The sequence below is a fragment of the Variovorax sucrosi genome (genome assembly GCF_051216635.1).
Lineage (GTDB): Bacteria > Pseudomonadota > Gammaproteobacteria > Burkholderiales > Burkholderiaceae_C > Variovorax.
In genome coordinates this window covers 180242-193334 of the sequence record NZ_JBPJZU010000011.1, presented here as the reverse complement: position 1 = coordinate 193334, position 13093 = coordinate 180242, and the positions used below count along the sequence as shown (strand labels likewise).

Sequence of the window (13093 nt, the reverse complement as noted above, 5' to 3'; positions counted from 1 at the left end):
GCATCACCGTCAAGCTGATCAACCCGATCGCGATGGAAGAAGGCCTGCGCTTCGCCATCCGCGAAGGCGGCCGTACCGTGGGTTCGGGCGTCGTGGCCAAGATCCTCGACATCTAAGCCGGACGCAAAGGAATCACCATGGCTACCAAGCAAAAGATCCGCATCCGCCTGAAGGCATTCGATTACAAGCTGATCGACCAATCGGCCGCTGAAATCGTCGACACCGCCAAGCGCACCGGCGCGATCGTCAAGGGCCCCGTGCCCCTGCCGACCCGCATGAAGCGTTTCGACATCCTGCGTTCGCCGCACGTCAACAAGACCTCGCGCGACCAGTTCGAGATCCGCACGCATCAGCGCCTGATGGACATCGTCGACCCGACCGACAAGACCGTGGACGCGCTGATGAAGCTCGACCTCCCGGCCGGCGTCGACGTCGAGATCAAGCTGCAGTAACACCGCGTTTCCTGCATGCAACGAAGCCCGCCGGTAGCAATGCCGGCGGGCTTTGTCTTTGCGGTGTGGCATTCTTCGGGCTGGCCGCTTTGGCTTGGGCCGGCAAGGAGTCGTTCATGGTGGGGAAGTGCATTTCACGGGCTTGCCTTTGGATGGCGATTGCCGCTCTAGCTGCCTGCGGCGGCGGGGGCGGGGGCGGGGGCAGCGGAGGCGGAGGCGGAGGCGGAGGGAGCGCGGCTTCTGCGTCGAGTGCGGTGATCGTCCAGGGCGTCGCCACCTTCGACTCCGTGCCGAATGCACCCAGCGGCGCGCTTGACTACGCGGCAACGGCGGTCAAGCCCCTCCGGGGCGCTACGGTGGAACTCACGAGCGAAGATGGTCAAGCGGTGTTGGCGAGCGGCACCACCAGCGACAGCGGCGATTACGCGTTGTCGATCCCTGCCAACACCATGGTGAGACTCCGGGTTCGTGCGCAGCTAGTGCGCAGCAGCGCGCCGAGCTGGGACGTGACGGTGCGCGACAACACCGCCTCCGACGCGATTTATGCGATCGGCTCCAGTACCTTCTCGAGCGGCGGCTCAGCCACGCTGCAACGCAGCATCCATGCACCCTCCGGCTGGGGAGGCGCGAGCTACACCGCCGAGCGGGCAGCCGGACCTTTCGCACTGCTCGACACGATCTACACGAACATCGGCAAGGTATTGAGCGTGTCGCCCACGGCAAGTTTTCCGGGCCTGCGTGTTTTCTGGAGCGTCAACAACGTAAGTTCCTCCGGCAGTCCAGCCTCCGGACAGATCGGCACAACCTCGTTCTCGGTGACCAGTGGCGGCACTCGCGCCATCTATGTGCTGGGCGATGCCGCGACCGACACCGACGAATACGACGCCTCCGTCATCTCGCATGAATGGGGCCACTACTACCAATCGGCCTTCAGTCGCGACGATTCGCCTGGCGGCGCACACAGCGGCGCCGATCTGCTCGACAGGCGCCTGGCCTTTTCCGAAGGATGGGGCAACGCGTGGTCCGGCATTGCGCTGGGCCGCTCCACCTATGCTGATTCTCTGTCGAACAGGCCCGCCGAAAGTGGTGTCTTGGATCTGAGCGTCGGGCCCGCGACCAACCGGGGATGGTTCCGGGAGTTCTCGATTCAATCCATCTTCTGGAACCTGGAGCGCGCTGCCGGTTTCGCCGCCATCCACAGCGCCATGACCGGACCGTTCAAGACCGGGCTGGCGGTTACATCGATCCACCCTTTCGCCGTCGCCTTTGCCAACGCAGCGCCGTCCCAGACGGGCACGCTGGTCAGCCTGCTCGCGGGCCAATCGATCAGCACGTCGACCACCGATCCTTTTGGCGGGAGCGAGACGAACAATGGCGACGTCACCGAGGCGACGCCTCTGTACCAGTCCTCGCCCGCCTCGCTGTGCGTGACCAACCAGGCGGGGAGCGGCAACAAGCTGGGACACTTTGCCTACCTGCGCTTCACCCTGGCCAGCGCGGGGGCGCACCAGATCACGGTCACTGGCCCTGCCGCGACCAACCCGAACTTCGAGATCTACCAAGGCGGTTGGGTCAACGCCAGTCTCAATTCCGGGGCGGGCATCGAGAACGCAACGCTGAACCTGCCGGCCGGCGAGAGCATCCTGGTACTCGAGGACGCGAACGCGCCGCCGTTGCCATCCTCCAGGATCGCGACGACGTCCTGTTTCGCCGTGACGATCAATTGAGGAGCGCTGCGATGCGTGCACATTCATACCTTGCTCTCCGCGCAACCGTTGCGGCCACCCTGCTCGGCGCATTGACGGCGCTTCCGGCCTGCGCCGACGGCGCGCGCCCGGCGTCGGTCGACGCCGCCGGCGCCCCGCCCCGCCTGGCAATGAAGCCCGCGGCGCCGCGCAAGTCGAACGGCTCGGGCATCGAGGTGCAGTTCCGCATCGACGGTGCTGCCCGCTTGGGCGGGGCGCTGCCGATCGCCCTGAGCTTCGACGGCGTCACCGATCCGGCCGGCGCTCGGGTGCGGTTCACCGTCGATGCCGGTCTGACGCTGCCATCGGCCTACAGCGGCGACTTCCCGTTGTCGGCCGGGGCATCCGCGCCCACGCTGACCGTTCCCGTGATCCCGACGTCGGAAGGCCTCGCCTACCTCCACGTGTTCACCACGCAACAGGGGCTGACCAGCGTCAGCTCTGTCGCCGTGCAAGTCGGCAAGTCGGCTTCCCCCAAGCTGCGCGGTGACCTCAAGTCGACGCCTTCGGGCGACAAGATCCTGACGATCCCCGTGCCTTGAGGTCGGGCCCGCTTGTGCGGATCGGCGGACGCGGGCTATAATCGCCGGCTCTGCCCGTTTTGCGCCTCCAGGGGTGCGGGACAGGCAGACTTTATCAACCTTCCTTCGTGGCTGGTTCCCCTCAACCGGAGCAGCCAACGCTGTCGCCAATTGAAGTGGCAGCGGCGAAGGGAGACTTCCATTTTTGGAGAAAACATATGAGTCTGAGCAACTCCCTCGGGTTGCTGGGCCGCAAGGTGGGGATGATGCGTCTCTTCACCGATGACGGGGACGCAGTTCCTGTCACGGTGGTGGATGTGTCCAACAACCGTGTGACCCAGATCAAGTCGCAAGAGACCGACGGCTACGTCGCGCTTCAAGTGACGTTCGGCTCGCGCAAGGCATCGCGCGTGACCAAGCCGGCAGCAGGCCATCTCGCCAAGGCGGGTGTCGAAGCCGGTGAAATCATCCAGGAATTCCGCGTGACCGCCGATACGGCCGGTCAGCACAAGGCCGGTGGCGTGATCGCCGCAGGCAGCGTGTTCGCGGTGGGCCAGAAGGTGGACGTGCAAGGCACTTCCATCGGCAAGGGCTTCGCTGGCACCATCAAGCGTCACAACATGAGCTCGCAGCGCGCGTCGCACGGCAACAGCCGTTCGCACAACGTGCCGGGTTCCATCGGTATGGCGCAGGATCCGGGCCGTGTGTTCCCGGGCAAGCGCATGACGGGCCACCTCGGCGACGTCACCGTGACCACGCAGAACCTCGACGTGATCCGCATTGACGAAGCCCGTCAACTGCTGCTCATCAAGGGCGCGATCCCGGGTTCGAAGGGTGGCTTCGTCACCGTGCGTCCTGCGATCAAGGCCAAGCCGCAAGCGGCTGAAGGAGCGAAGTAATGCAACTCGAACTCCTGAACGAACAAGGCCAGGCCGCGTCGAAATTCGACGTCCCCGAAACCGTGTTCGGCCGTGACTACAACGAAGACCTGGTCCACCAGATCGTCGTTGCATTCCAGGCCAATGCCCGCCAAGGCACGCGCGCCCAGAAGGACCGCGAACAGGTCCATCACTCGACCAAGAAGCCTTTCAAGCAAAAGGGAACGGGCCGTGCCCGTGCCGGTATGACGTCTTCGCCCCTGTGGCGTGGCGGCGGCCGCATTTTCCCGAACATGCCCGACGAAAACTTCACGCAGAAGATCAACAAGAAGATGTACCGCGCCGGCATGGCCGCCATCCTCTCGCAGCTCGCTCGTGAAGGCCGTCTGGCCGTGGTCGATTCGATCAAGGTCGACTCGCCCAAGACCAAGCCGCTGGCTGACAAGTTCAAGGCGATGAATCTCGCGTCGGTCCTCGTGATCGCCGAGGAAGTCGACGAAAACCTGTACCTCGCCTCGCGCAACCTGGTGAACGTGCTCGTCGTCGAGCCGCGTTACGCCGATCCGGTGTCGCTGGTGCATTACAAGAAGGTGATCGTCACCAAGGGCGCCGTCGACAAGCTCAAGGAGATGTTCGCATGAGCCGCATGAACCCTACGCCTGCCTTCCGGACTCAGTTCGCTGAAGGTCGCCTGATGGCCGTGCTGGTCGCACCGATCGTGTCCGAAAAGGCAACGATGGTCGGCGAGAAGTCGAATGCCGTCACTTTCAAGGTGTTGCAGGACGCCACCAAGCCCGAGATCAAGGCCGCTGTTGAACTGATGTTCAAGGTCGAAGTCCAGGGCGTGTCCGTGCTCAACACCAAGGGCAAGACCAAGCGCTTCGGCAAGTCCATCGGTCGCCGCGACAATGTTCGCAAGGCCTATGTCACGCTGAAGCCGGGTCAAGAGCTCAACCTCGTCGGGGAAGGCGCTTAATCATGGCCGTCATCAAGATAAAGCCCACTTCGCCGGGTCAACGCGGCGCGGTGAAGATCTCGCGGGACCACCTGTACAAGGGTGCACCGCACGCTCCGTTGCTCGAGCCGCAGTTCCAGGCTGCCGGCCGGAACAACAACGGTCACATCACGATTCGCCATCGCGGCGGTGGTCACAAGCACCATTACCGCGTGGTCGACTTCGTGCGCAACAAGGACGGCATCCCGGCCAAGGTCGAACGTATCGAGTACGACCCGAACCGCACCGCCCACATCGCGCTGGTGTGCTACGCCGACGGCGAGCGCCGCTACATCATCGCCCCGCGCGGTCTGGAAGCTGGCGCCACGCTGCTGAGCGGTTCGGAAGCCCCGATCCGCGCCGGCAATACGCTGCCGATCCGCAACATCCCCGTGGGTTCGACCATCCATTGCATCGAACTGCAGCCCGGCAAGGGCGCGCAGATCGCACGCTCGGCTGGCACCTCGGCCACGCTGCTGGCACGTGAAGGCGTTTACGCCCAGGTGCGCATGCGCTCGGGTGAAGTGCGTCGCGTGCACGTTGAGTGCCGCGCCACGATCGGCGAAGTCGCCAACGAAGAGCACAGCCTGCGCCGTCTGGGCAAGGCCGGTGCGAAGCGTCACATGGGTATTCGCCCGACCGTTCGCGGTGTGGTGATGAACCCGGTCGACCACCCGCACGGTGGTGGCGAGGGCAAGACCGGCGAAGGCCGTCATCCGGTCGACCCGTGGGGCAATCTCACCAAGGGCTATCGCACCCGTAACAACAAGCGCACGCAGGTCTTCATCGTGTCGCGTCGCAAGAAATAAGGGGATAGCACATGACTCGCTCTCTCAAGAAGGGTCCTTTCGTCGACCACCATCTGGTGGCCAAGGCCGACAAGGCTGTGACGACCAAGGACAAGAAGCCGATCAAGACCTGGTCGCGTCGCTCGATGGTTCTGCCCGAGTTCATCGGTCTGACCATTGCCGTGCACAACGGCAAGCAGCACGTGCCCGTGTACATCACCGACCAAATGGTCGGCCACAAGCTCGGCGAATTTGCGCTCACGCGTACGTTCAAGGGGCACCCCGCGGACAAGAAAGTCCAGAAGAAGTAAGGAACGACCATGTCTGAAACACGTGCAGTCCTCCGCGGTGTCCGCCTGTCGGTCGACAAGGGCCGTCTGGTCGCGGACCTCATCCGCGGCAAGAAGGTCGATCAAGCGCTCAACGTTCTGCAGTTCACGCAGAAAAAAGCCGCTGTGATCATCAAGAAGGTGCTCGAGTCGGCGATTGCCAACGCCGAGCACAACGACGGTGCCGACATCGACGAATTGAAGGTCAAGACCATCTACGTCGAACAAGGCGCCACGCTCAAGCGCTTCACCGCCCGCGCCAAGGGCCGCGGCAACCGCATCAGCAAGCCCACGTGCCATGTGTACGTGACGGTTGGCAACTAAAGGCCGGAAGACTATGGGACAAAAAATCCACCCCACTGGCTTCCGCCTTGCGGTCAGCCGTAACTGGTCCAGCCGCTGGTATGCCAGCAACAAGGACTTCGCCGGCATGCTGGCGGAGGACATCAAGGTGCGCGAGTACCTGAAGAAGAAGCTCAAGAACGCGTCGGTTTCCCGCGTGATGATCGAGCGTCCCGCCAAGAATGCACGCATCACGATCTACTCGGCACGTCCGGGCGTCGTGATCGGCAAGAAGGGTGAAGACATCGAGAACCTCAAGCGCGAACTCGGCCGGCAGCTGGGTGTGCCGGTGGCAGTGAACATCGAAGAAGTGCGCAAGCCCGAAATCGATGCCAAGCTGATCGCCGACAGCATCACGCAGCAGCTCGAAAAGCGGATCATGTTCCGCCGCGCCATGAAGCGTGCGATGCAGAACGCCATGCGTCTGGGTGCCCAGGGCATCAAGATCATGTCGTCCGGCCGCCTGAACGGCATCGAAATCGCACGTTGCGAGTGGTACCGCGAAGGTCGCGTGCCGCTTCACACGCTGCGCGCCGACATCGACTACGGCACCTCGGAAGCCAAGACCACGTACGGCGTCATCGGCGTCAAGGTCTGGGTCTACAAGGGCGACACGCTGGGTCGCAACGACCTGCCGGCCGTCGAAACGCCGCGTCCCGACGACGAGCGCCGCCCCCGCGGCCCGCGTCGCGATGGCCGCCCGGGTGGCGACCGTCCGGGTTCGGACCGTCGCGGTCCTGGCCCGCGCGCCGGTGCCCGTGGCCCGATCGGTGGCAACACCGCACCGGCCGATGGCAGCGACAAGCCCGCAGAAGCCACCGGTGCAGCCGCACCGGGTGCAGACGCCCCGAAACCCGCCGTTAAGCGCGTCCGCAAAGCCGCGCCAGCTGCAGCAGCTGACGGTGCCAAGACCGAGTAATCGGTCGCTCCCGGGCGCGCAAGTGCCCGGGGTCATCACGGAGTAAGAAAACATGCTGCAACCTGCACGTAGAAAGTTCCGCAAGGAACAAAAGGGCCGCAACACCGGTGTTGCGACCACGGGCAATTCGGTCGCCTTCGGCGACTTCGGCCTGAAATGCACCGACCGCGGCCGTCTGACCGCGCGCCAACTCGAAGCGGCACGTCGCGCGATCTCGCGCCACGTGAAGCGCGGTGGCCGCATCTGGATCCGCGTGTTTCCCGACAAGCCGATTTCGACCAAGCCCGCTGAAGTGCGGATGGGTAACGGCAAGGGCAACCCCGAGTACTACGTGGCCGAGATTCAGCCCGGCAAGATCGTGTTCGAGATCGTCGGCGTGCCCGAAGAACTCGCCCGCGAAGCGTTCCGCCTGGCTGCTGCCAAGCTGCCGCTGCGTACCACCTTCGTCGCGCGCCAGCTCGGCACCTGATCGAGGAGAGAACACTCATGGCAACACGTAAGAAGAAGGACGCCGCGGCCAAGCCGGTCAAGGTGTCGAAGGCTGCAACGCTGCGCGAAAAAGACGTCGCCGGCCTGGCAACTGAAATCAAGGATCTGCAGAAGGCCCATTTCGGCCTGCGCATGCAGAAGGCCACGCAACAGCTGTCGAACACCTCGACGCTGCGCGTGACACGTCGCGACATCGCTCGCGCCAAGACCATTCTTGCGCAGAAGTCGCAAGAGACCGCCGCCAAGTAAGGAGCAGACATGACGGAAGCTAAAAAATCCCTCAAGCGCACCTTGATCGGCAAGGTCGTGAGCGACAAGCGTGAGAAGACCGTGACCGTGCTGGTCGAGCGTCGTGTGAAGCACGAGCTCTACGGCAAGATCGTGGCCAAGACCAGCAAGTACCACGCCCATGACGAAAAGGGCGAGTACCACCTGGGCGACACCATCGAGATCACCGAAAGCCGGCCGATCTCGAAGACCAAGAACTGGGTCGTGACCCGCCTGGTCGAGAAGGCCGCCCTGGTCTGACCCTGGGCACACGCCCACCCCGGAAACGGCCCACAATGTGGGCCGTTTTCTTTTTTGCGGAGCACTTTCATCATGATCACAGTCGGCGATTCCCTTCCTTCCGTCACCCTGCAGGAGTATTCGGAGGTAGAGGGCGAGGGCTGCAGCCTCGGTCCGAACCCGGTGGACGTGGCCAAGGCGACGGCGGGCAAGACCATCGCGCTGTTCGCGCTGCCCGGCGCCTTCACGCCGACCTGCTCGGCCAAGCACGTGCCCGGCTATGTGCAGCACTACGACGACTTCAAGGCCGCCGGCGTGGACGAGATCTGGTGCCTGAGCGTGAACGACGCCTTCGTGATGGGCGCCTGGGCGCGCGACCAGAAGACCGGCACCAAGGTGCGCATGCTGGCCGACGGCAGCGCCGACTTCGCCAAGGCGACCGGCCTGACGCTCGACCTCACCGGCCGCGGCATGGGCCTGCGCAGCAACCGCTACTCGATGCTGGTGAAAGACGGCAAGGTCGCCTCGCTCAACGTCGAAGCGCCCGGCAAGTTCGAGGTCAGCAACGCCGAAACGCTGCTGGCCCAAGCCAGGGGCTGAGACTCAACCCCGCTCGCGCTACAGCTCGACCTTGAGGTAATGCGAGCCCGCGATGGGGTTGTGATAGTAGGGCGGGATCTCGGCGAAGCCCAGGTCCTCGTAGAGCGCACGGGCAGACTCCATGTCGTCGAGGGTGTCCAGCAGCACGCAGGCATAGCCAGCGGCGCGCGCTGCGTCGAGGATGGATTCCGCCAGACGGCGTCCGAGCCCCAGGCCGCGGAAACCGGGGCGCACATAGAGCCGCTTCATCTCCGCCGCATTCGGGTAGTCGGCGGTGTCGAGCGGGCGCAAGGCGCAGCAACCCGCCACATGCGCAGCCCGGCCGTCCGACAGGGTCAGCGCCGGCGCGCCGGGCGCCTCGTGCGCACCGGCATCGACCAGCGCCAGCAGGAGGGCGCCGCGGGGCTCGGCGTAGTCGCCGGGAAGGCGCACCAGCTCATCGTCGAAGTTCTGGAAGCACAGGTCGATCTCGAGCCCGGACGCGTATTCCAGGAAGATCGATCGGGTGGCCGCGAGCGCCGTCGGATCGTCCGGCGTGAGCAGCACGATGTCGGGTGCACCGACCAGCGGCAGTGGGCGGGATGGCGAGAAGCTCATGGGCGAACCGTGCTGATCCAGGCGACCACGGCGATGCATCCGGCGAACAGGGCCAGGGCCAACCAGCGCGAGCCGGCGCCGTCGCGGCTGGGTGCCACCGACGCGGCCGATGGAAACATCTTGTCGCCGGTGATCATCGGCGCCACGAGTGTGTGGCGACGCACCACGGCGTAGTACAGCACCGCAGCCAGGTGAAGCACGATGAGCGCGATCACGGCCCACTTGCCCCACTCGGCATGCCAGCCGGTCGCGCGGCCGCTCAACGCCCCGGACACGGTATGTGCCAGTGGCCCCGCGTAGGTGATCGCGTCGTCGGCGACCAGGCCGGTCGCGACCTGAAGGATCAGGATGACCAGCATCGCGAAGACCGAGAGCGACCCGAGCGGGTTGTGCCCGACGAGGTGGTCCGGATGCGCCTGGCCTCGCAGATAAGCAACCACAGAGCGCGGCCGGTGAACGAAGGCCGCGAAGCGCGACCAGCGCCCACCGACGAAGCCCCACACGAGCCGGAACAGCAGCAGCGCGAGCACCGCGTAGCCGAGGCGGAAGTGCCAGTCCATCACGCCGGTCCAGCCGGTCACGAGCACGCCAAGGACCGCGACGGCCAGCAGCCAATGGAACAGGCGGGTGGGCAAGTCCCAGATGCGGGTGCGCACCTCGTCGGCAGGCGGCGTCGAGGGGCGCGCAGGGGAGGGAGCGGGGGGCATCGTCGGGTGGGAGGGACTGTGGAAGGCGCAGATTAGCAAATCCGTGCCTGGCGATCGGAAATCCCTGCGTCCAGGCCGGGACCGACGCGCGCCCCCTAAACTGCCGTCGGCGCTGCGCCGCGGTGCCGTTCCACGATCCATAAAAAGGAAAACCATGATTCGTCTTGCCGCCCTGGCATGTGCTGCGGTGCTTGCCGTCGCCGCGCTGCCCGCCCTGGCCCAGCCGCAGAAGTTCGACAAGCCCGAGGACGCGATCAAGTTCCGTCAGGCCACGTTGAAGGAACTGCAGCAGAACTTCAAGCGGGTCGCCGACATGGCGTCTGGCCGCGACGACTTCAACGCCAAGGTGGCCGACGAGAGCGCAGCCCGCGTGGCCGAGCTCATCAAGCAACCCTGGGCGGCGTTCGGCCCCGGCACCGAGGGTGGCAAGGCGCGGCCGGAAGTCTGGACCGAGCAGGCCAAGTTCAAGGACCTCGCCGGCAAGGCCGACACCGAGATGGTCAAGCTGGCCGCCGCCGCCAAGACCGGCAGCCTGGACGCCATCAAGGCGGCCGTCGGCCCGGCCGGCGCATCGTGCAAGGCGTGCCACGACAGCTTCAGGGCGCGCTGATCCGCGGGGATCACCCACGAAAAAGGCACCTCGCGGTGCCTTTTTTTCTGGGGTCTGCGTCGCTCAGGCCTCGGCCAGCAGCTTCTCGATCAGCTTGTGCAGTTCGGCGAAGTCGGGCTCGCCCACGTAGCGCTTCACGATCTCGCCGCGCTTGTTGACGATGTAGGTCGTCGGCGTGAGCGCCACGTCGCCCCAGGCTTTGGCGACGGCGCCGGTGTTGTCGATCGCCACCTGGAACGGCAGCTTGCGGCTTTCTGTGAAGTTCACCACGTAGCTCGGCGGGTCGTAGCTCATCGCGATCGCCAAGGTGTCGTAGCCTTGCGCCTTGTACTTGTCGTAGGTGGCGATCACCTTGGGCATCTCGCCCACGCAGGTCACGCAGCTGGTGGCCCAGAAGTTCACCAGCGTCACCTTGCCCTTGAGGTCCTCGGTGGTCTTCTTGCTGCCGTCGAGCAGCACGAAGGTCGACGCGGGTGCGGCCGACACCCCCGTGTTGAGGTAGACGCCTGCGCCGGCGGCCAGGGCGATCGCAAGGGCGGCGACAGGGATGAGTTTTTTCATGGGAGATGAATCGATGAAGCGCCGTAATTTTAGTTCCGCCTGCCTGTCCGTGCCGGCTTCTCTGGTATTGCTGGCCACGCGGCAGGCGCAGGCTCTGACGCTCGGCGACCTCAGCAGCGCCGACGCCGCCGGCGGCGTCAAGGCCGCGCTCGAGAAGGGCGCCACCGTTGCGGTCGGCCTGCTGGGCCGCCCCGACGGCTTCCTCGGCAATCCGAAGGTGCGCATTCCCTTGCCCGGCTACCTGGAAGACGGCTCGAAGGTGCTGCGCATGATGGGCCAGGGCAGCCGCATCGACGAGCTGGTGACGGCGATGAACCGGGCGGCCGAGCAGGCCGTGCCGGCCGCGAAGGATCTGCTCATCGGTGCCGTCCGGACCATGAGCGTGACCGATGCCAAAGGCATCCTCACCGGCGGCGAGAACTCGGTGACGCAGTTTTTCGCCGGCAAGACCCGGGTGCCGCTGACCGAGCGCTTCCTGCCCGTCGTCACCGCCGCCACCGTCAAGGTCAAGCTGGCCGAGAAGTACAACAAGTTCGCTGGCAAGGCCGCCGGCCTGGGTCTGGTGAAGAAGGAGGACGCCAACCTCCAGAGCTACGTCACCGGCAAGTCGCTCGACGGCCTCTACCTGATGATCGGCGAGGAGGAGCGCAAGATCCGCCAGGACCCCGTGGGCAGCGGCAGTGCCATCCTGCAGAAGGTCTTCGGCGCCCTGCGCTGAGCGGAAGCCATGCCGCCCCCGTGGAGCGGGCGGCGCTCGATAATGGCCGTCCGATGCCATTCCTGTCCCGCACCCTGGCGGTTGCTCCCGTTCTTGCCGCGGCCCTTGCGGCCTGCAGTCCCACTTTCAACTGGCGCGAAGTGCCTGTCGGCGATGCCGGGCTGGTCGCGATGCTGCCTTGCAAGCCCGACCGCGCCACCCGTTCGGTGCCGCTCGGGGGAGCCACGGTCGATGTCGAGGTGGTGGGCTGCGAAGCGGGGGGGGCGACCTTCGCGGTGGCGCACGCGCGCGCGGCCGACACCGCGCAGGCCGAGGCCTGGCTGCTGGCATGGCGCGCTGCCACGCGCTCGCAGCTGGCCGCTGGGGCCGCCACCGAAACCGCCCCCACGGTGCCGCGCGCGGCGCCCCAACCGGCACCGGTCCGCTTCGACGTCGAAGGGCCGACCGCATCGCACCGGCTCTGGTTCGCGCAGGCACGTGCCGGCGGCGTCTCGCTGTACCAGGCCACCGTGGCAGGCCGGCCCTCCGACGCCGGCGCCATGGTCACCTTCGACGAGGGCTTGCGTCTGCCGTGAGCGCCGCCCGGCCATCCCCGCATAATCGACGTTCGACCTTCTGCATCGCATGAACAGCATCTTTCTCATCGCGCACGCTCCGCTCGCCCAGGCGCTGCGGCAGTGCGCGCTGCATGTGTTTCCCGACTGCGAGCAGAACATCGCCGCGCTCGACGTGTTGCCCAACGTGTCGCCGGAAGAAACGCTGGCGGCCGCGCGCATCACGCTCGAGATGGCGCTGCGCACGCCCCGCTCGCAGGTGCTGGTGCTGGCCGACGTGTTCGGCGCCACGCCCTGCAACGTGGCGCAGAAGCTGGTCGACGGCGCGCGTTCGCGCCTTGTCGCCGGTGTCAACCTGCCGATGCTGCTGCGCGCGGTGAGCTACCGCAACGAGCCGCTCGAGGCGCTGGTGCAGCGGGCCATGGCCGGCGGCACGGCGGGGGTGATGCAGGTCGCGGTGGCGGCTCCCCAGAACCAGGCAAGAAGAAAGCACAGTGATCAAGACATCCGTGACCATCAGCAATAAGCTGGGCCTGCACGCCCGCGCGTCGGCCAAGCTCACCAAACTGGCCGGCAGCTTTCCCTGTGAAGTCTGGCTGGGGCGGGGCGATCGCCGCGTCAACGCCAAGAGCATCATGGGCGTGATGATGCTGGCCGCCGGCATCGGTGTGACCGTCGAAATCGAGACCAACGGCGAGCAGGAGCAGCAGGCGATGGACGCGCTGGTGGCCCTGATGAACGACAAGTTCGGCGAGGGCGAGTGATGTTGCCCCCACGCTCCG

The 13093-nt window shown here is 65.7% G+C and carries 23 protein-coding genes; 20 read left to right on the top strand and 3 right to left on the bottom strand.

Annotated features, from left to right (window positions below; translation table 11 throughout):
• From ACSFBE_RS21540 to ACSFBE_RS21470, 15 genes are all read left to right on the top strand, one after another.
• Positions 1–116 (top strand): EF-Tu C-terminal domain-related protein (locus tag ACSFBE_RS21540; RefSeq protein ID WP_475539687.1); only part of this gene is annotated, 116 nt, incomplete at its 5' end.
• A 21-nt stretch (positions 117–137) separates the two neighbouring features.
• Positions 138–452, top strand: a complete 315-nt coding sequence (rpsJ, locus tag ACSFBE_RS21535) for a 30S ribosomal protein S10 (RefSeq protein WP_028250951.1) — start codon at positions 138–140, stop codon at positions 450–452.
• A gap of 254 nt (positions 453–706) precedes the next feature.
• Complete coding sequence (locus ACSFBE_RS21530) at positions 707–2179, top strand: hypothetical protein (protein ID WP_435492439.1); 1473 nt, start codon at positions 707–709, stop codon at positions 2177–2179.
• Positions 2180–2190: 11 nt separating this feature from the next.
• Positions 2191–2739 (top strand): hypothetical protein, encoded by a 549-nt coding sequence (locus tag ACSFBE_RS21525; protein ID WP_435492438.1) that lies wholly within the window; start codon positions 2191–2193, stop codon positions 2737–2739.
• A 197-nt stretch (positions 2740–2936) separates the two neighbouring features.
• The gene (gene rplC, locus ACSFBE_RS21520; protein WP_435452477.1) at positions 2937–3617 is read left to right on the top strand and encodes a 50S ribosomal protein L3; all 681 of its coding nucleotides are present in this window, start codon (positions 2937–2939) and stop codon (positions 3615–3617) included.
• Positions 3617–4237, top strand: coding sequence for a 50S ribosomal protein L4 (gene rplD, locus ACSFBE_RS21515; protein WP_140844740.1), 621 nt, complete (start codon positions 3617–3619; stop codon positions 4235–4237). Before rplC ends, rplD begins: the two co-directional genes overlap by 1 nt.
• A complete protein-coding gene (rplW, locus tag ACSFBE_RS21510; protein WP_286647087.1) occupies positions 4234–4572 on the top strand; it encodes a 50S ribosomal protein L23 in 339 nt (112 codons plus the stop codon). The genes rplD and rplW overlap by 4 nt, the downstream gene beginning before the upstream one ends.
• A gap of 2 nt (positions 4573–4574) precedes the next feature.
• On the top strand, positions 4575–5399 hold the full coding sequence (rplB, locus tag ACSFBE_RS21505; protein WP_435452465.1) for a 50S ribosomal protein L2: 825 nt from the start codon (positions 4575–4577) through the stop codon (positions 5397–5399).
• Positions 5400–5410: 11 nt separating this feature from the next.
• Positions 5411–5689, top strand: a complete 279-nt coding sequence (rpsS, locus tag ACSFBE_RS21500) for a 30S ribosomal protein S19 (protein ID WP_007838132.1) — start codon at positions 5411–5413, stop codon at positions 5687–5689.
• A gap of 9 nt (positions 5690–5698) precedes the next feature.
• A complete protein-coding gene (gene rplV, locus ACSFBE_RS21495; RefSeq protein ID WP_007838134.1) occupies positions 5699–6031 on the top strand; it encodes a 50S ribosomal protein L22 in 333 nt (110 codons plus the stop codon).
• A gap of 13 nt (positions 6032–6044) precedes the next feature.
• A complete protein-coding gene (rpsC, locus tag ACSFBE_RS21490; protein ID WP_262073583.1) occupies positions 6045–6968 on the top strand; it encodes a 30S ribosomal protein S3 in 924 nt (307 codons plus the stop codon).
• A 52-nt stretch (positions 6969–7020) separates the two neighbouring features.
• Positions 7021–7437: a 50S ribosomal protein L16 gene (rplP, locus tag ACSFBE_RS21485; protein ID WP_262073157.1), complete on the top strand. Its 417-nt coding sequence runs from the start codon at positions 7021–7023 to the stop codon at positions 7435–7437.
• A 62-nt stretch (positions 7438–7499) separates the two neighbouring features.
• A complete protein-coding gene (gene rpmC, locus ACSFBE_RS21480) occupies positions 7500–7706 on the top strand; it encodes a 50S ribosomal protein L29 (RefSeq protein ID WP_140844756.1) in 207 nt (68 codons plus the stop codon).
• Positions 7707–7715: 9 nt separating this feature from the next.
• On the top strand, positions 7716–7985 hold the full coding sequence (rpsQ, locus tag ACSFBE_RS21475; RefSeq protein ID WP_262073158.1) for a 30S ribosomal protein S17: 270 nt from the start codon (positions 7716–7718) through the stop codon (positions 7983–7985).
• Positions 7986–8057: 72 nt separating this feature from the next.
• A complete protein-coding gene (locus tag ACSFBE_RS21470) occupies positions 8058–8564 on the top strand; it encodes a peroxiredoxin (protein WP_435492437.1) in 507 nt (168 codons plus the stop codon).
• 18 nt (positions 8565–8582) lie between these two features.
• Here ACSFBE_RS21470 and ACSFBE_RS21465 read toward each other — a convergent pair whose 3' ends face one another.
• Complete coding sequence (locus ACSFBE_RS21465; protein ID WP_435492436.1) at positions 8583–9161, bottom strand: GNAT family N-acetyltransferase; 579 nt, start codon at positions 9159–9161, stop codon at positions 8583–8585.
• Positions 9158–9868: a cytochrome b/b6 domain-containing protein gene (locus ACSFBE_RS21460; protein WP_435492435.1), complete on the bottom strand. Its 711-nt coding sequence runs from the start codon at positions 9866–9868 to the stop codon at positions 9158–9160. Before ACSFBE_RS21460 ends, ACSFBE_RS21465 begins: the two co-directional genes overlap by 4 nt.
• 154 nt (positions 9869–10022) lie before the next feature.
• Between ACSFBE_RS21460 and ACSFBE_RS21455 the strand changes: the two genes are divergently transcribed.
• A complete protein-coding gene (locus tag ACSFBE_RS21455) occupies positions 10023–10478 on the top strand; it encodes a c-type cytochrome (protein ID WP_435492434.1) in 456 nt (151 codons plus the stop codon).
• Between the two features lie 63 nt (positions 10479–10541).
• Here ACSFBE_RS21455 and ACSFBE_RS21450 read toward each other — a convergent pair whose 3' ends face one another.
• On the bottom strand, positions 10542–11039 hold the full coding sequence (locus tag ACSFBE_RS21450; RefSeq protein WP_435492433.1) for a TlpA disulfide reductase family protein: 498 nt from the start codon (positions 11037–11039) through the stop codon (positions 10542–10544).
• A gap of 13 nt (positions 11040–11052) precedes the next feature.
• On the opposite strand from ACSFBE_RS21450, the gene ACSFBE_RS21445 reads away from it, so the two are divergent.
• From ACSFBE_RS21445 to ACSFBE_RS21430, 4 genes are read left to right on the top strand one after another with little or no spacing between them, the layout of a single operon-like run.
• On the top strand, positions 11053–11757 hold the full coding sequence (locus ACSFBE_RS21445; RefSeq protein WP_435492432.1) for a DUF4197 domain-containing protein: 705 nt from the start codon (positions 11053–11055) through the stop codon (positions 11755–11757).
• A gap of 53 nt (positions 11758–11810) precedes the next feature.
• The gene (locus ACSFBE_RS21440) at positions 11811–12332 is read left to right on the top strand and encodes a hypothetical protein (protein ID WP_435492431.1); all 522 of its coding nucleotides are present in this window, start codon (positions 11811–11813) and stop codon (positions 12330–12332) included.
• Between the two features lie 49 nt (positions 12333–12381).
• Positions 12382–12837, top strand: a complete 456-nt coding sequence (locus ACSFBE_RS21435) for a PTS sugar transporter subunit IIA (protein WP_435492430.1) — start codon at positions 12382–12384, stop codon at positions 12835–12837.
• Entirely contained in the window at positions 12806–13075 is a 270-nt protein-coding gene (locus tag ACSFBE_RS21430) for an HPr family phosphocarrier protein (protein ID WP_435492429.1), read from the top strand. Before ACSFBE_RS21435 ends, ACSFBE_RS21430 begins: the two co-directional genes overlap by 32 nt.
• Positions 13076–13093 lie beyond the last annotated feature (18 nt).